At 66.4% G+C, this 16,312-nt stretch carries 12 protein-coding genes; 7 read left to right on the top strand and 5 right to left on the bottom strand.

Annotated elements, in window-relative coordinates; all coding sequences use genetic code 11:
• Positions 1-94 precede the first annotated feature (94 nt).
• Positions 95-2,659: a ligase-associated DNA damage response DEXH box helicase gene (locus ACP2YP_RS37840; protein ID WP_426421374.1), complete on the top strand. Its 2,565-nt coding sequence runs from the start codon at positions 95-97 to the stop codon at positions 2,657-2,659.
• A 53-nt stretch (positions 2,660-2,712) separates the two neighbouring features.
• Positions 2,713-3,384, top strand: coding sequence for a ligase-associated DNA damage response endonuclease PdeM (gene pdeM, locus ACP2YP_RS37835; RefSeq protein ID WP_426421373.1), 672 nt, complete (start codon positions 2,713-2,715; stop codon positions 3,382-3,384).
• A gap of 120 nt (positions 3,385-3,504) precedes the next feature.
• On the opposite strand, the gene ACP2YP_RS37830 is transcribed toward pdeM, so the two are convergent.
• A complete protein-coding gene (locus tag ACP2YP_RS37830) occupies positions 3,505-4,365 on the bottom strand; it encodes a LysR family transcriptional regulator (protein ID WP_426426416.1) in 861 nt (286 codons plus the stop codon).
• Positions 4,366-4,464: 99 nt separating this feature from the next.
• Between ACP2YP_RS37830 and ACP2YP_RS37825 the strand changes: the two genes are divergently transcribed.
• Both ACP2YP_RS37825 and ACP2YP_RS37820 read left to right on the top strand, forming a co-directional pair.
• Positions 4,465-5,376: a DMT family transporter gene (locus tag ACP2YP_RS37825; RefSeq protein WP_426421372.1), complete on the top strand. Its 912-nt coding sequence runs from the start codon at positions 4,465-4,467 to the stop codon at positions 5,374-5,376.
• 13 nt (positions 5,377-5,389) lie between these two features.
• Entirely contained in the window at positions 5,390-6,163 is a 774-nt protein-coding gene (locus tag ACP2YP_RS37820; protein ID WP_426421371.1) for an MBL fold metallo-hydrolase, read from the top strand.
• 106 nt (positions 6,164-6,269) lie between these two features.
• On the opposite strand, the gene ACP2YP_RS37815 is transcribed toward ACP2YP_RS37820, so the two are convergent.
• From ACP2YP_RS37815 to ACP2YP_RS37805, 3 genes are all read right to left on the bottom strand, one after another.
• Positions 6,270-7,040, bottom strand: a complete 771-nt coding sequence (locus ACP2YP_RS37815) for a TIGR02186 family protein (protein ID WP_426421370.1) — start codon at positions 7,038-7,040, stop codon at positions 6,270-6,272.
• On the bottom strand, positions 7,037-7,954 hold the full coding sequence (locus tag ACP2YP_RS37810) for a sulfite exporter TauE/SafE family protein (protein ID WP_426421369.1): 918 nt from the start codon (positions 7,952-7,954) through the stop codon (positions 7,037-7,039). Before ACP2YP_RS37810 ends, ACP2YP_RS37815 begins: the two co-directional genes overlap by 4 nt.
• A 337-nt stretch (positions 7,955-8,291) precedes the next feature.
• A complete protein-coding gene (locus tag ACP2YP_RS37805) occupies positions 8,292-11,777 on the bottom strand; it encodes a hypothetical protein (RefSeq protein WP_426421368.1) in 3,486 nt (1,161 codons plus the stop codon).
• Between the two features lie 717 nt (positions 11,778-12,494).
• Between ACP2YP_RS37805 and ACP2YP_RS37800 the strand changes: the two genes are divergently transcribed.
• Positions 12,495-13,256 (top strand): outer membrane protein, encoded by a 762-nt coding sequence (locus ACP2YP_RS37800; RefSeq protein WP_426421367.1) that lies wholly within the window; start codon positions 12,495-12,497, stop codon positions 13,254-13,256.
• 13 nt (positions 13,257-13,269) lie between these two features.
• On the opposite strand, the gene ACP2YP_RS37795 is transcribed toward ACP2YP_RS37800, so the two are convergent.
• Positions 13,270-13,860, bottom strand: coding sequence for a PadR family transcriptional regulator (locus ACP2YP_RS37795; RefSeq protein WP_426421366.1), 591 nt, complete (start codon positions 13,858-13,860; stop codon positions 13,270-13,272).
• Positions 13,861-14,081: 221 nt separating this feature from the next.
• On the opposite strand from ACP2YP_RS37795, the gene ACP2YP_RS37790 reads away from it, so the two are divergent.
• Together ACP2YP_RS37790 and ACP2YP_RS37785 are read left to right on the top strand one after the other, a co-directional pair.
• Positions 14,082-14,465, top strand: a complete 384-nt coding sequence (locus ACP2YP_RS37790; protein WP_426421365.1) for a nuclear transport factor 2 family protein — start codon at positions 14,082-14,084, stop codon at positions 14,463-14,465.
• A gap of 51 nt (positions 14,466-14,516) precedes the next feature.
• A complete protein-coding gene (locus ACP2YP_RS37785; protein WP_426421364.1) occupies positions 14,517-16,307 on the top strand; it encodes an acyl-CoA dehydrogenase C-terminal domain-containing protein in 1,791 nt (596 codons plus the stop codon).
• Positions 16,308-16,312 lie beyond the last annotated feature (5 nt).

Here is a 16,312-nt window from a genome sequence, read left to right as displayed (position 1 = left end):
TCGCATCGCGCCGGCCTCTCCCCGCACGCGGGGAGAGGCGAAGCTCCCCACCCACCCCTCGACGAACCCGCCGCCACGGCTTACCTGTGATGCCGTGCCGCCTCGCATCCTCAAAATATCGGCCGAGAGGCCAGCGCTGCTGCCCGACCGCTTCCAGGCGTGGTTCGCGGCCCGCGGCTGGTCGCCGCGCGAGCATCAGCTCGCGCTGCTGGAGAAGGCGCGCGAGGACGTTAGCGCGCTGCTGATCGCACCGACTGGCGCCGGCAAGACGCTGGCGGGATTTTTGCCGACGCTGGTGGAGCTGAGCTCTGCGCCGGCGACTCCTACAAAATCCGCTGTCTCCACCGGCCGCGCCGTGCAGCGCAGCGGCCGCCTGCACACGCTCTACATCTCGCCGCTCAAAGCGCTGGCCGTCGATATCGCCCGCAACCTGGAGCGGCCGATCGCCGAGATGGGCCTGCCGATCAAGGTCGAGACCCGCACCGGCGACACGCCGGTGTCGCGGCGCCAGCGGCAGCGGCGCTATCCGCCGGACATCCTGCTGACGACACCGGAGCAGCTCGCGCTGCTGCTGTCCTCCGACGATGCGCCGTTCCTGTTCTCCTCGCTGAAGCGCATCGTGCTTGACGAGCTGCATGCGCTGGTGACGTCCAAGCGGGGCGATCTTTTGTCGCTGGGCCTCGCGCGACTATGGCGGCTGGCGCCGCAGATGCGCGCGATCGGCCTGTCGGCGACCGTCGCCGAGCCGGATCAGCTCGCGCGCTTCCTGGTGCCGCAGCCTGGCGGCAAGGAAGCCGCCGCCGACATCGTCATCGCCGGCGGCGCGGCGCCGCCGCTGGTCGAGATGCTCGACACCCGTGAGCGGCTGCCCTGGGCCGGCCATAGCGCGCGTCACGCGCTTCCAGAAATCTACGAGCTGATCAAGCAGAACAAGACCACGCTGGTGTTCGTCAACACCCGAAGTCAGGCCGAGATGCTGTTCCAGAATCTCTGGAGCATGAACGACGACAACCTTTCGATCGCGCTGCATCACGGCTCGCTGGATGTCGCGCAACGGCGCAAGGTCGAGGACGCCATGTCGGCCGGAAGACTGCGCGGCGTGGTCTGCACCTCCTCGCTCGACCTCGGCGTTGACTGGGGCGACGTCGATCTCGTCGTCAACATCGGTGCGCCCAAGGGCTCTTCGCGCCTGATGCAGAGGATCGGCCGCGCCAACCATCGCCTCGATGAAGCATCGCGCGCAGTGCTGGTGCCGGCCAATCGTTTCGAGGTGCTGGAATGCCGCGTCGCCATCGACGCCATCGCCGAGAATGCACAGGACACGCCGCCGCTTCGCACCGGTGCGCTCGACGTGCTGGCCCAGCACGTGCTCGGCTGCGCCTGCGGCGAGCCGTTTCTCTCGGATGAACTCTACGCCGAAGTCCGCACCGCCGCGCCCTACGCGGATCTCTCGCGGCAGGATTTCGATGACGTCGTCGATTTCGTCGCCTCCGGCGGCTATGCGCTGAAAACCTATGAGCGCTTCGCCCGCATCAAGCAGGACAAGGAGGGCCGCTGGCGCGTCGCCAATCCCAAGGTGCGGCAGAGCTACCGGATGAATGTCGGCACCATCGTCGAGGACGACATGCTGAAGGTGCGGCTGGTGCGCTCGCGCGGCGGCGGTGCCGGATCGACAGGCGTGATCGCGCGCGGCGGCCGTTTGCTCGGCGAGATCGAGGAGGCCTTCATCGAAGGCCTGAGCCCGGGCGACACTTTTGTGTTCAGCGGCGAGGTGGTGCGCTACGAAACCCTGGTCGAGGACCAGGTCTATGTCTCGCGCGCGCACGACAGGGACCCGAAAGTGCCGTCCTATATGGGCGGAAAATTTCCGCTCTCGACCTATCTCGCCGAACGCGTCCGCCGTCTGCTCGATGACGGCCGCGCATGGGGTGGCTTGCCGGAACAGGTGCGCGACTGGCTGTCGCAGCAAAAGGACGTGTCGCGCGTGCCGGCGGTGCGTGAGCTGCTGGTGGAAAGTTTCCCGCGTGCCAACAAGCATTACATCGTCTGCTATCCGTTCGAAGGCCGGCTCGCGCACCAGACGCTGGGCATGCTGTTGACACGCCGGCTGGAGCGCGCCCGCGCCCGGCCGCTCGGCTTCGTCGCTAACGAATATGCGGTGGCGATCTGGGGGCTCGGCGACATGTCCTTCATGATCCGCGACGGCCGCATCGACCTCAACGCGCTGTTCGATCCGGATATGCTCGGCGACGACCTCGAGGCGTGGCTCGCCGAATCCGCCTTGATGAAGCGCACGTTCCGCAATTGCGCGATCATCTCCGGCCTGATCGCGCGGCGCCACACCGGCGAGGAGAAGAGCCGCCGCCAGGTGCTGTTCTCGACCGATCTGGTCTACGATGTGCTGCGCAAGCATCAGGCCGATCACGTGCTGCTGCGCGCCGCGCGCGCCGATGCTGCTACCGGCCTGCTCGATCTGCGCCGCCTCGGCGACATGCTCGTCCGCATCCAGGGGCACATCACCCACCGGGAACTCGATCACGTCTCCCCGCTCGCCGTCCCCGTGATGCTGGAAATCGGCCGCGAGTCAGTTTATGGCGAAGCTGGAGACGAGCTATTGGCGGAAGCCGCCGACGAGCTGGTCAAAGAGGCGATGGGATAAGAGCAGGTTTTGACGTGACGTTGGGGGCGCTGGTTTCAGGGGATGTCGAGGACATGCGCGTTTCGAATGTCACTATCAGCGATGTGACCTTCGCGGCCGATCTCTCCGGCGCCCTGTTCTGGGAACAGCAGCGCCTGCTCGTCGTTTCCGACCTGCATCTGGAAAAAGGGTCCAGCTTCGCGACGCGCGGCGTGTTGCTGCCGCCCTACGACACGCTGGCAACGCTCAGCCGTCTCGCTGCTGTCATCTCCCGCCATAACCCCAAAATCGTCATCGCGCTCGGCGACAGCTTTCACGATCGCTCCGCGCATGAGCGCCTGTCGGCGGACGATCGCGACGCTGTCGCAGCGCTCCAGAGTGGCCGCGACTGGATCTGGATCTCGGGCAATCACGATCCCATGCTGCCGCGCGATCTCGGCGGCACCGTCGCCGACGAGGTTGCGATCGGCCCGATCACTTTCCGCCACGAGCCGACCGGCGCGCATGGCGAGATCGCCGGCCATCTGCATCCGAAGGCGCGCGTCTCGGCGCGCGGTCGCTCGATGGAGCGGCGTTGTTTCGCCAGCGACGGCATGCGCGCCGTGATGCCCGCCTTCGGCGCCTATGCCGGCGGCCTCAGCATCCGCGATGCGGCCTTCGCAAAAATCTTTCCGCAGAACGGCTTTGTCGCGCATCTGCTCGGCGACCGCCGCGTCCACGCCATCGCGGCGTCGCGGTGTTATTGAGGGGCGCGCTTCGTAGTTTCGTAGGGTGGGCAAAGCGAAGCGTGCCCACCACCTCTTTCGAATTCTTGGTGCGATGGTGGGCACGGCGCGTTGCGCCTTTGCCCACCCTACGAATTCGCCTCACGCCGCCTTCGCCTGCACGGTCTCGCAAAACTCCGCGAGCCGATCCGCGAGCCGCAGCGTCGCGGACGTCGCGTTGGGCGCGGCCATCAGCGCCACTTCGGTCCGGTTGATCGGCGCAAAGCCGTCCTTCGCTGTCAGCACGCGATGGTCGGCCTGGATCGACATCTCCGACAGAATGCTCAGGCCCATGCCGGCGGCAACCGCGGCCTGGATGCCGGCGAGGCTCGATGACGAATAGGACATGTGCCAGGCCCGGCCGGCGCTTTCCAACGCGTGAATGGCGCCGGCGCGATAGAGGCAGCCGAGCGGAAAGCCGATCAGCGGCACCGACGATGCGTTGACGTCGACCGGATGGCTCTTGCTGGTAACCCAGTGCACCCGCTCCGGCCACACCGCAATCGCGCCCTTCGCGCCGGCCTCGCGCTTGTAGAGCGCGAGGTCGAGCTCGCCGCGTTCGAGGTCGCGGGACAGATTCTTGCTCTGGTCGGCGCGCACGTCGAGCCGCAGATTCGGATGCGAGCGTGAGAACGCACCCAGCAGCTTTGCCAGCCGATACGCCGCAAAATCCTCGGGGATGCCGAGCCGGATCGCGCCTTCGCCTTCGTCGCGCAGCACGTCGCGCGCCTCTTCCGCAAGCGTGAGCAGCCGTCGCGCATAGGAGAGCAGGCGTTCGCCGGCCTCGGTCGGGCGCACATCCTTGCCGTCACGGTGCAACAGCACCTGGCCGACATCCTCCTCCAGCCGCTTGATCTGCTGGCTGACGGTCGATTGCGTGCGGTGGACGCGCTCGCCGGCGCGGGTGAAGCCGCCGGCCTCGACCACCGAGACAAAGCTGCGCAGAAGCTCCAGATCGAGCATGGGCGCCTCCATTTATAAATCCACTGACGGCGAGTTAATCATTTAATTTTCAAATGGCAAGCGGGGTCCCTAGATAGAGGGCTCAGGAGAATGCCCCTCATGTCCCTCGCCCCCTCGATATCCGCCCCCAGCAGCCGCTTCAACGCGCTGCCCTTTGCCATCGGCCTGTTCTGCCTGCTCTGGAGCTACGCCTTCGTCGCCGGCAAGATCGGCGTCACCCATTGCCCGCCGCTGATCCTGCTCGCCGCGCGCTTCTCGCTCGCCGGCATTTTGATCTTGGGTGCGACGCTGATCCGCGGCGACGACTGGTCGCTATCGTGGCGTGATGTCGTGATCTTCGCCGTGCTCGGCATCGCCAACAACGCGCTCTATCTCGGGCTCGGCTATACCGGCCTGCAATCGGTCTCGGCCGGCCTTGGCGGCCTGATCGTCTCGGCCAATCCGGTGTTCACGGCCGCGCTCGCAGCGCTCCTGCTCGGCGAGGGCATGACCTGGCGCAAGGCGAGCGGCCTCCTGCTCGGCATCATCGGCGTCACCCTGATCGTCTGGCACCGCCTCTCGGTTGGCACCGACAGCCTGCACGGCATCATCTTCACGCTGGCCTCGCTCGCCTCCATCGTCGCCGGCACCATCCTGTTCAAGCTGCTCGCGCCGAAGGGAAGCCTGTGGATCGGCAACGGCGTGCAAAATCTCGCCGCCGGCATCGTGCTGACGCCGGTCGCGCTCACGTTTGCGGACGTCCATGCGATCGATGTCACGGCGAGCCTGATCGGCGCCTTCGCGTTCCTCGTGCTCGGCGGCTCGATCCTGGCCTACTGGCTCTGGTTTCATCTCCTGAAAGTGTGTGGCGCGACGGCCGCCAGTGCCTATCATTTCCTGATGCCGCCGCTCGGCATGCTGTTCGCGTTTCTCGTGCTCGGCGAACACGTCGAAGCGCGTGACTTGCTGGGGATCATTCCGGTGGCGCTCGGCATTTACATGGTGACGCGTCCCGCAAAGCCCGTCGTGTAAGAGGAGTTCCCTCATGCCCGTTTCCATCACCCTGATCGGCGGCCCCACCGCGCTGATCGAGATCGACGGCTTTCGCCTGCTCACCGATCCCACGTTCGATGCGCCCGGTGCCTATCAATTGCCGCATGTGAAGCTGGAGAAGACCATCGGTCCCGCAATGAAGGCCGACGCCATCGGCCCGATCGATGCCGTGCTGCTCAGCCACGACCAGCATTCGGACAATCTCGACAATTCCGGCCGCGACTATCTGCTTAATGCGCCGCGCGCACTGACGACTGAGGCCGGCGCAAAACGCCTCGGCGGTCATGTCGAGGGCCTCGCGCCCTGGGCGACCGCGCATCTGAAAGACGACGACGGCAACACGCTGACCATCACCGCGACGCCGGCGCGTCACGGCCCGGCCGGCATCGAGCCGCTCTCGGGCGATGTCATCGGCTTCGTGGTGCAGTCGAGCCGCAAGGACACGAGCCCGGTCTATATCAGCGGCGACACCACCTGGTTCGACGGCGTCGCCGAGGTCGCGCGCCGCTTCAAATGCGGCGTGGTGCTGCCGTTCGCGGGTGCCGCGCAAACCCGCGGCCCGTTCCATCTCACCATGGACACCAACGACACCGTCGAGACCGCGCGCGCCTTCCCCGACGCGATGATCGTGCCCCTGCATACCGAAGGCCGGGCGCATTTCCGCCAGAACAGCGAGGATTTGCGCAAGACGTTTGACGCGCTCGGTTTCGGCACACGGTTGCGGTTGCTGGAGCCCGGTGTGCCGACGGTGGTTGAGGCGCCGTGAGGTAAGCCACACCCGTCATTGCGAGCGAAGCGAAGCAATCCAGAATCCCTCCCCGGTGATACTCTGGATTGCTTCGTCGCTGCGCTCCTCGCAATGACGGAGGAGGCTAATCCTTCCGGAACACGATCGACGCCATCCATCCCGTCATCAGCGCCATCGCCGCGGTGACCAGGCCATAAACCAGCCCGTTCTGCCGCGCGTTCGTCGCGACGAACTGCTCGAAACCGACCTTGACGATCTCGAACGCGGTCTCGGTCTTGCCGATGAACGCGCCGTTCGCGAACAGCTTGATCTCGACCTCATAGGTGCCGATCGGCACCTCCGCCGGCAGCGGGATGCCGGTGCGGAACAGCGTCGGCGTCAGGAACGTCACCGCGCTCGCATCCTCGCGATAGAGCCCGCGCTGGGTGCGCAGGCGGATGAAGGCGGAGCGGAACGCGTCGTTCGGCACCACGTCGGCGTAATCGCCGCTGACGCGCTGGGTCAGCAGCACGTTGTTGAGCCCGATCTGCTGCCGCCGCGCGATCTCGGGCGAGGTGATGGCTTCGAACGGGCGATTGGCGAACAGCGCCAGATAGCTCGGCACCTGCAGGAACTGCCGGTAGTCGGTGTTGATCCAGATGCCGAATTTGCGCTCCTTGCGCCGCGTCACCATGTCGGCGCGCGGGCCCATCACGGTGACCACGAGGTCGTAAGCCGTGCGGTCTGCGGGCGTTGCGGCATCCTTCTCCACCGAGCCGAACAGCACCAGCTCCTCGCCGGAATAGTTCGGCGTCACCGTGACGCGGTGGTTGGAGACCGACACGATCAGCCGTTCGGCCCGCGCGGATGCGCCGAGCAGCAGGACGAGGAGAGCCGCAGCGAGCGCACGCATCATCCGCTCACCCCCAATTCCCGGATGGTGAAGAGGTCTTCGGGGCGGATCACCAGCTCGACCGCGAAGCGGACGCCGACGGAAAGGATCAGCAAGCCCAGCAGCAGCCGCAGCTGCTCGCCGCGGATCTTCTGGCCGGCGCGGGCGCCGAATTGCGCACCGGTGACGCCGCCGACCATCAGGATCAGCGCCAGCACGGCGTCGACGAGGTGATTGGTCACCGCATGCAGCATGGTCGCGAACAACATGGTGACCAGCGTCAGCACCATCGAGGTCCCGACCACCGTCGAGGTCGGCACCCTCAGGATATAGATCATGATCGGCACCAGGATGAAGCCGCCGCCGATGCCCATGACCGCGCCGATGAAACCGATCACGATGCCGATGACGACCACCGGGATGACCGACAGATAGATCTTCGAGCGCTTGAACCGCATTTTCAGCGGCAGGCCGTGAATCCAGTTATGCGCGCGCCGTGGCGGCACGGCGCCGCGCCGGGTCCGCATCAATGCGCGCAGGCCTTCGGAGAACATCAGGCTGCCGACCGTGGTGAGCAGCACCACGTAAGAGAGTGCGATCATCAGATCGAGCTGGCCGAGCGCACGGAGCTGCGTGAAGGTCCACACGCCCAGCGCCGTTCCGGTCACGCCGCCGCACAACAATACGCTCGCCAGCGCCGGATCGATCGCGCGCCGCCGCCAATAGGTGAGGGCGCCGGAAAACGACGAGGCCGCGATATGGCTCGCGACCGAGGCCACCGCGACCGCCGGCGTGATGCCGATGAAGATCAACAGCGGCGTCATCAGGAAGCCGCCGCCGATCCCGAACATGCCGGAGACGAAGCCGACAGCCGCGCCCATCGCCAGCACCAGGAACACGTTGACCGGAAGATCGGCGATCGGAAGGTAGAGCTGCATCGGACCCCCGCTCCGGCGAGACGGATCGATTTCGCGGAGCGCTCGCAGGAAGGGCATGCCGCGCCCTTCAATAGCGGAATTTGATGCCGGGCGGATCAGGAATCTTGGGCGTGGAGAATGAGACGGGGAGGCGGCATGAGATAACGCGGATGTTCGCCGCGCCGGCGGTGCGCTCCCTCTCCCGCTCGCGGGAGAGGGTCGGGGAGAGGGTGTCTCCGCAGTGAGATTCCCCAAGGGGAGAAAGCCCTCACCCGGCGCTACGCGCCGACCTCTCCCGCATGCGGGAGAGGTGCACCGAGCCCGCGGCCCGTTTGGTTTGATCTAAAGCTACTCGGCTCTAATGCGCCGCCGACGCCGAGCGCTTCGTCGCGACCGGCTTCGGCGCCGGCTTGGTGCTCGCCTGCGGTGCGCTGTCCCAGCCGCCGGCGGGGGCCGGGACGTTGACGGCGTCGTCGGGCTGCGGCTCGGCGCTAAAGGTCTGGATCGCGAGCTTGGCGGCGGCGAGCGATTGCGGGTCGAGACGCTTGGCGACGTCGTCGCGCTTGGTCGCTGCGTCCGCGTCGCCCTGGCCGGCGGCGAGGGTGAACCATTTGTAGGATTCGGCGAGGTTCTGTTCGACGCCGATGCCGCGGGCATAGAGGATGCCGAGATTGAACTGGCTGTCGGCGACGCCGCGATCGGCGGCTTTCCGGAACCACTGCCCCGCGCTCTTGTAGTTGGCGCCGCGTCCGCCGCCGTCGGCGTCGAGCACCGCGAGATTGTGCATCGCCTTGGCGTTGCCGCGCTCGGCGGCCTGCGTGTAGTAGCGGCGGGCGATGTCGGCGTCCTTCTTGACGCCGAGGCCCTTTTCGTAGAGCGTGCCGAGGCGGAAGGTCGCGGGCACCACGCCGGCCTGCGCCGCGCGGTCGTACCATTTCGCGGCTTCGTCGTAATTCGCAGCCACGCCCTTGCCTTCGGCAAAGCGCACGCCGATCTCGTAGGCCGCGGTCGCATCGCCCTTCATCGCGGCGGTGCGCAGGCCCGGGCCGCCGATGCCGTCAGGCAGCTTCTCGCTCGGCGGCACCTGCACCGTGCCGAGCCGAGCGCGGCTCGTGCCCGTCAGCGCACCGGTCACGTCGCTGGAGGCTGCGGGCGGCACGGCGGCTGGAGCGGGCGGAATTTCGACCGAAGCCGTATTGCCGGAGCTCGTCGCGGGCGCCGGTGCGGCATTGTTCAGGGACTGCTTGCCGATCGGCGTCGGCGAGGTCATCGACGGCGTGACCTGCTCGGGCGCGGCGGGCTTGTTCTCGACCGGCGGCGGCGCCTGCGGCGCCGGCTGGCTGGTATTTTCCATCGCCTGCGGCGCCGGCGGCGCGCTGCCGCCTTCGAGCAGGTTCATCGCCATCTTGAAGGTGCCGAGCACGATCACGACCACGCTCGCGCCGACCAGCAGCGAGCGGATCTTCGAGGTGATGGTCGAGGCGCCTTGCTGTCCCTGTGCCTGGCTCTGGCCCTTGTCTTTGGTGCGGGCCGCGATCGCGGCCTTGACGCCGCGGGCGGGCTTCTCCGGCGGTTGCGCGGCGGCCGCTTGCGCGGCACGGCGCGCGGCCGCGATGAAGCTCGACGACGACACCGGCTCCTTCGGAGTGGCGGGGATTTCGCTGATCGCACTTTCCGACGCGGCAATGCGCTCGGACGGCGTGGCGGGGCGGCCGTTCGGACGCGTGCCGGGCTCAAGCGGGTGATCCGGCGGCAGTTCGGGCGCGATCGCAGCGCGGGCGGGCGCCGTGTGCGGCTCGAGGATCTCGCTGATCGCACGCGGCGGAGCCGGCGCCATCGGCACCGGCGGGGGTGCAGCGGGCGCGGCGGCATGGAATTCACGCGGCGCGGCCACGAAGGCGGAATGCGCCGGCTGTTGCGCGGCGGCCGGATTCGGCAGCTCGGGCTTCGGATCGTATTTCGGCTGCTGCGGCTGCGGCGGCCGTTGCTCGTGCGCCATCGGCGCCGGCTCGACCGGCGGCATGGGCGCAGCCATCGGCATCGGCGCAGGGGCCGGCGGAGCGGTACGCACCGCGCGCAGATCGCCCTCGATCATGGAGAGACGATCGACGACATGGCCGAGCGTGTTGTGCACGGCCTCCAGCGAATCCTGCGTGCTGCGGTTGGTTTCGGCGTGGCTGTAGCGGATGTCGGACAGCTCGCGCTTGACGAGATCGACCATTCCGGAATCGGGAGACGGCGCCGAGCTTCGGCTCTCTGCGAGCGCGGAATAGGTCGCCTGCTGCCGCTCGAGGTGCCGCAGGATGTCGTGCAGCCCGTCCTCGACGCGGCTGAAATTGCCGCCGCGCGAATCGGAGGCGGCTTCGATCCGCTCCAGGAGATAGGAGACGCGCTGCTCGAGATGCGTGAAGGTCGAGGCCGAGTCGTTGCCGACCTGCATGCGGTCGAAACGGTCCGACAGCGCGCGGATCGCGCTTTCCAGATGTTCGGTGCTCTCGGCCGGTTGCGGCCGCTCGCGCGTTTCCAGCGCCGCGGTGAGCGCGGCGATGCGCTGCTCCAGCACGGCAAAGCTGTCGCCGCGGTCTGAGGAGCGATCGACCTGGTCGACCTTGGACGACAGCAGCTGCACGTCCTCGGAGAGCCGTGCCAGTGCCTCGTTGGAGGCGACGTTCGAGACGATGCCGCGCAATGCCGAGATCGCGCCTTCAAGCTGGCGCACCGTCGAGGGGTCGTCATTGGCGCGCAGGATCAGGTCGAGCTTGGCGCCGAGATTGCGGATCGCCTCGTCATAGCCGGTGAGCTGCTCGGCCGGCGTCAGCGTGCGCAGCACCTGCTTGATGTCGGCGAGCGCGCGCTCGATGCCTGAGAGCACCTGGCCGTCGGTACCGTTGGAGCGGGTCTCGTCGATGCGACGGTGCAGCGAGCGAATCTCGTTCTCGATCGATTCGATCGCGCGGCGCGGCATCGCCTCGGTGATGGCGTTGCGGATCTCGGCGAGCTCGGCGCGGAAGCCGTTGATCGCCTGCTCGGTATTGTCAGGACGCTGGAGCGACTCGATCTGGCTCGTGATCTTGAGCAGATGGCGCTCGAGCGACGAGAAATCCGGCCCCGGCTGCGGTGGCGGCGGAGCGTAGGCAGGCGCAGGCGGCGCCATCGGTGGTGCATAGGGAGCTGCCGAGGGTGTGATCGACGGTGCAGCCCGCGGCGGCACCTGACGCGGCGTAAAGCCGTCGAGCTCGCTCTGCCGTGCGGTGATCTCGGCGACCGCGACGTCGAATGACGCCGGGCTCAGCGGAGGTGAGTTGCGATAGACCTGCGCGGCCGCGCGCTCGACCGCATCGGCCTGGCGCTCCCGCGTCTCGACCGGAGCGGCGCGCTGTGCCTGAGGCTGCTGCGGCGCTTGAGGTTGCTGCGGCTGTTGAGGCCGCGAGATTTGCGACAGGCGGGCATCGAGTCGCGAGATCGCGTCGTTGAGCTGGCGGGCGACACCCTGCTCGCGCGACACGTCCGGTCGTGAAGAATCCTGGCGCGGTGCGGCGGGCTTTGAAATCCGTTCGATCTGCTGGGTGATCGCGTCGAGCCGCTGATGGATGTCGGCGACCTCGCGGCTTTCCTGGCTCGGTCCCTGGCTCGGCATTTGCTGAGCGCGCGGATCGGGACGTTGATCTTGACGCTGATCCTGACGCTGCTCGTAAGGTCCGCGAAAGTTCTGTGGGACAGTCTCGCCGAGCGTGGAGTTCAGCCAGTCGTTGAGTGACATGCCGGCTCTGCGCGCAGCAGCTTCGGCCCGCTCCCTCACGGATGGATCGATACCGTCCACACTCCACGATACGCGCGAATTCATGACTCTGTCCGGTTCCGACTCCGGCGCCCCACCCGGCGCCTCCAGTCTCCCCACGCGTGCCGGTTGTAAGACAATCGAATTCGGCGCGGGTCGTCTGCCTCGAAAATCGACTTTTTCCTGTTACGGTAAATAACGGGTTAAGGAATGCCGTCCCGGTGTCTTAAAGTTGGGCGGCTGGAACCGGAGCGGGGCTTTTGCCGCGTGGTCGGTGCGCTCCCTCCCCGCTTGCGGGCAGGGCAATCACGTATGGAAGCGATTCCCCTGTGGCCATCCTTCGAGACGCCCGCCGTTGGCGGGCCCTCAGGATGAGGACCGAATGTGCGGCCGTAGTTTTTGACGAACACCGATGCTGCTTAGCCTCATCCTGAGGAGACCGCAAAGCGGTCGTCTCGAAGGACGAGGCGCGCGCTCAGGTCGCGCAAAATGCCATATGCGATTGCCCTGCGCTTGCGGGGGAGGGTTGGGGAGAGGGTGCTTCCCCAATCGAGAATCCCCAAGAGGAGAGAAAGCCCTCACCCGCGCCTTCGGCATAGCCGAGGCTTTGCCTCGGCGTCACTTGAGAACGGCCGCCGAAGGCGGCCTATGCTCTCCCGCAAGCGTAAGCGGGAGAGGTGACAGCGCCCCCGCCGACAAAATTTTCGCCGCAGGCCCGCCCGACCCGTCTCAGGGATAGAGAGCGCCGCGTTCGGCGCTCTGCCTGAGCAGATTGTTGCTGACATGAAATGGTTGCTCGTGGCCGCGCTCGCGGCCGGCCTGGCATCGCCCGCCTTTGCCGCCGATGCCCCGGCGGCAAAGCCCGTGGTCAAGGCGCCGGCGCCCGCAGGCTTCAACTGGACCAGCTGCTATGTCGGCGTCCAGGGCGGCGGCTCCTGGGGCAAGAGTGAGGACGTCGCGCGTGCCGGCGACGCCGTCGGCCCCACGATTTCCGGCACCTTCAATCTCACTGGCGGCGTCGCGGGCGGGGCATTCGGCTGTGATTTCCAGATCGAGAAGACCGTGCTCGGCTTCGAGAACGACGCCTCATGGACCAACAAGCACGGCTCCGCGCCCGACATGCCGCCGTTCAACGTCACGGCGACGAGCACCACGCGCGAGAGATGGATCGACATGTTCCGCGGCCGCGTTGGCTACGCGCTCGATCAGTTTCTGATCTACGGGACCGCCGGCATCGCCTTTGCCGGTACCGCCGTCACTGTATCCGATCCTGCCGGGGCCGTGACCGAGTCCAGAACGCGGACCGGTCTTGCGGCCGGACTGGGCGGCGAATGGGCAGCCTGGACCGACACCTGGGGCGCCGTGAGCTTCAAGCTCGAATATGTTCACACCGATTTCGGCAGCAAGCGATATTTCGAGACGCGGCCTCTCCTCGGGCCGGCGGCGGTTGCCACGCGCGACGTCCGGCTGACCGACGATATCGTCCGCGCCGGCGTGAACGTCCGGTTCAACTGGGATGACAAGCCCGTCGTGACGAAGTTCTAGGCGTCGCTGCGGCCTAACCCTTGCCCTCGCGCTTGCCGTCGTCCAGCGGCACCACCGTGGCCTTGCCGCTCATCGCCGACAGCGCCTCGAGCGCTTCTTCGCAGAAATCGGCCACCATCTGCTCGTGCCGGGCACCGAGGCGGAGCAGCAGCAGATTGCCGAGGTCGAGCACACCCGACGCCGTGCCTTCCGGAAAACGCTTTTTCAGAATCCGCTCGTAATTCTCGTGCCGGTCGCGGTGATGCTCCAGGCGGTCCATCAAATCGGTGCGGATCGGCTCGATGTCGATGCTGTCGAGGGCATGCAGCCGGACCAGCAGGTCGTCCTTGATCGAGGGCGGGGTGCTCGGTCGCGCGGCCCAGTGCCGCAGCGCTGTTCGGCCTTCCGGAGTCAGCGTATAGATGAGTTTATTGGGCTTGCCGGATTGCACGACCTCGCGGCCCTGGATGTAGCCACGGTCGCGCAGCTTGGAGAGTTCACGGTAGATTTGCTGGTGGTCGGCCTTCCAGAAGAAGCCGACCGAGGAGTCGAATGTCTTGGCGAGCTCGTAGCCCGTCATCGGACGTTCCGTCAGGCATGCGAGGATCGCGTCGCCCAGTGCCATGTGACCTGCCTCCTCCCCGTGACCTTGACCAAGCAGCTTGACTTTATGCGCATCGACGCATATGCGTCAATGTGCATATGAGGCGACCCAAGGTCGGGCTCAAGAACCGATCAGGGAAACCCAGTGGAATCAACCTCCTCGCTACTGTGCATGGGGTTGTTTTCGCGTCTTTGCCAACGCGTCCGATTCAAGGCGTTCGATTCAAGGGAGGCACCCTGACCATGACCGGCCTCGACTCCTGGTACAGCTTCATGAAGTCCCATGATGCGAAAGCGCTCTGGGACCTGCTCCATCCTGACGCCATGTTCGAAAGCCCGGTCGTGCACTCGCCGCAGCGCGGGCGCGACATCACCTTCAAATATCTCGCCAGCGCCGAGAAGGTGCTCGGCGGTCCCGGCTTCACCTATGTCGGCGAGTGGACAAGCGCTGACGGCGCCGTGCTCGAATTCAAGACCATGATCGACGGCATCGAGATCAACGGCGTCGACATCATCACTTTCGATGCCGAGGGTCGGATCACAAATTTCAAGGTGATGGTGCGCCCGCTCAAGGCGATCAACATGCTGCATCGCCTGATGGCGGAGCAGCTCGCCGCCCAATCCTAGAGAATCCATCACTTCAAGGCTCATCGCTTCAAGGCCTGCCGGGAGACCACCATGCCGATCTACAAAGCCCCCGTCGAAGACGTGAACTTCCTGCTCAACGATGTCTTCCAGATCGACCGCTACGACAATCTCGCCGGCTTCTCCGATGCCTCGAGCGACGTGCGCGAGGCCATCCTGGGCGAAGCCGCCAAGCTCGCCGAGGAGGTGCTGCAGCCGCTCAACCGCGTCGGCGATCTCGAAGGCTGCAAGCGCACTGAGGACGGCAGCGTCACCACGCCGAAGGGTTTTAAGGATGCGTTCAAGCAAGTGGCCGAGGGCGGCTGGCTCGGCCTGTCGGCGCCGACCGAGTTCGGCGGCCAGGGCCTGCCGGTGACGCTCTCGCAAGCCGTCAACGAATTCCAGATCTCCGCCAACATGGCGTTCTCGATGTATGGCGGCCTCACCATGGGCGCGACCGCCGCGCTGATCGTTCATGGCACGCCGGAGCAGAAGCAGACCTACGTGCCGAAGATGGTCGCGGGCGAATGGACCGGCACCATGAACCTGACCGAGCCGCAGTGCGGCACCGATCTCGGCATGCTCCGCACCAAGGCGGTGCGCCAGCCCGACGGCAGCTTCAAGATCACGGGCACCAAGATCTTCATCTCGGCCGGCGAGCATGACCTCGCCCCGAACATCATCCATCTCGTGCTCGCCCGCATCGAGGGCGCGCCTGCGGGCATCAAGGGCGTCTCGCTGTTTGTGGTGCCGAAATTCCTGGTGAATGCCGACGGATCGGTCGGCGCCCGCAACGGTGTCGTCTGCGGCTCGATCGAGCACAAGATGGGCATCCACGGTAATTCCACCTGCGTGATGAACTACGACAGCGCCACCGGCTGGCTGATCGGCGAAGAGAACAAGGGCATGCAAGGCATGTTCGTAATGATGAACGAGGCCCGCCTCGGCGTCGCCGTGCAGGGCCTCGCGCAGTCCGAGGTCGCCTATCAGAACGCGGTCGCCTACGCGCGCGAGCGCATCCAGGGCCGCTCGCTGACCGGCGTGAAGGCGCCGGACAAGCTGGCCGATCCGATCATCGTGCATCCCGACGTGCGCCGCACGCTGCTGTCGATCCGCGCCTTCAACGAGGCCGCGCGCGCCTTCGTGATGTGGACCGCGCTGAAGAGCGACGTTGCCCATCGCTCGGAGGACCCGAAGGACCGTCAGGCCGCCGACGATCACATGGGCCTGATGACGCCCGTGCTGAAGGGTTTTCTCACCGACTACGGCTTCGCCAACGCGGTGCAGGCGCAGCAGATGTATGGCGGTCACGGCTACATCGCCGAGCAGGGCATGGAGCAGTTCGTGCGCGATGCCCGCATCGCGATGATCTATGAGGGCGCCAACGGCATCCAGGCGCTCGACCTCGTCGGCCGCAAGCTGCCGCGCGACGGCGGCCGCGCCATCACGGCGTTCTTCGGCGAGGTCATGGCCTTCGCCAAGGAGAACGGCGGCGACGAGGCGCTCAAGCCTTTCATCACCCCGCTCTCGGTTTCGCTCGGCCATCTCCAGCAGGCCACGACATGGCTGATGCAGAACGCGATGGCGAAACCGGACAATGCCGGAGCAGCCGCGACCGATTACCTGCATCTCTTCGGCTTCGTCGCGCTCGGCTACATGTGGGCGAAGATGGCGAAAGTCACCCAGGCCAAGATTGCCGCCAGCGGGGCGACGCCCTATCTCTCGACCAAGCTCGTCACGGGCCGTTTCTTCATGGAGCGCATGCTGCCGGAGACCGCGGCCAATCTCGCGCGCATCCAGTCCGGCTGCGCTACCATCATGGAACTGCCGGCGGAAGCGTTCTGAGCTTG

The organism is Bradyrhizobium genosp. A, assembly GCF_049949275.1.
In the GTDB taxonomy this organism is placed as follows: Bacteria; Pseudomonadota; Alphaproteobacteria; order Rhizobiales; family Xanthobacteraceae; genus Bradyrhizobium.
This window is presented reverse-complemented; position numbering and strand designations above follow the sequence as displayed.

Coding starts and splice junctions, on each gene's coding strand:
- pdeM (WP_426421373.1), top strand. CDS start 2,713: ATGCGCGTTTCGAATGTCACTATCAGCGATGTGACCTTCGCGGCCGAT.
- ACP2YP_RS37830 (WP_426426416.1), bottom strand. CDS start 4,365: ATGCTCGATCTGGAGCTTCTGCGCAGCTTTGTCTCGGTGGTCGAGGCC.
- ACP2YP_RS37825 (WP_426421372.1), top strand. CDS start 4,465: ATGTCCCTCGCCCCCTCGATATCCGCCCCCAGCAGCCGCTTCAACGCG.
- ACP2YP_RS37820 (WP_426421371.1), top strand. CDS start 5,390: ATGCCCGTTTCCATCACCCTGATCGGCGGCCCCACCGCGCTGATCGAG.
- ACP2YP_RS37815 (WP_426421370.1), bottom strand. CDS start 7,040: ATGATGCGTGCGCTCGCTGCGGCTCTCCTCGTCCTGCTGCTCGGCGCA.
- ACP2YP_RS37810 (WP_426421369.1), bottom strand. CDS start 7,954: ATGCAGCTCTACCTTCCGATCGCCGATCTTCCGGTCAACGTGTTCCTG.
- ACP2YP_RS37805 (WP_426421368.1), bottom strand. CDS start 11,777: ATGAATTCGCGCGTATCGTGGAGTGTGGACGGTATCGATCCATCCGTG.
- ACP2YP_RS37800 (WP_426421367.1), top strand. CDS start 12,495: ATGAAATGGTTGCTCGTGGCCGCGCTCGCGGCCGGCCTGGCATCGCCC.
- ACP2YP_RS37795 (WP_426421366.1), bottom strand. CDS start 13,860: ATGGCACTGGGCGACGCGATCCTCGCATGCCTGACGGAACGTCCGATG.
- ACP2YP_RS37790 (WP_426421365.1), top strand. CDS start 14,082: ATGACCGGCCTCGACTCCTGGTACAGCTTCATGAAGTCCCATGATGCG.
- ACP2YP_RS37785 (WP_426421364.1), top strand. CDS start 14,517: ATGCCGATCTACAAAGCCCCCGTCGAAGACGTGAACTTCCTGCTCAAC.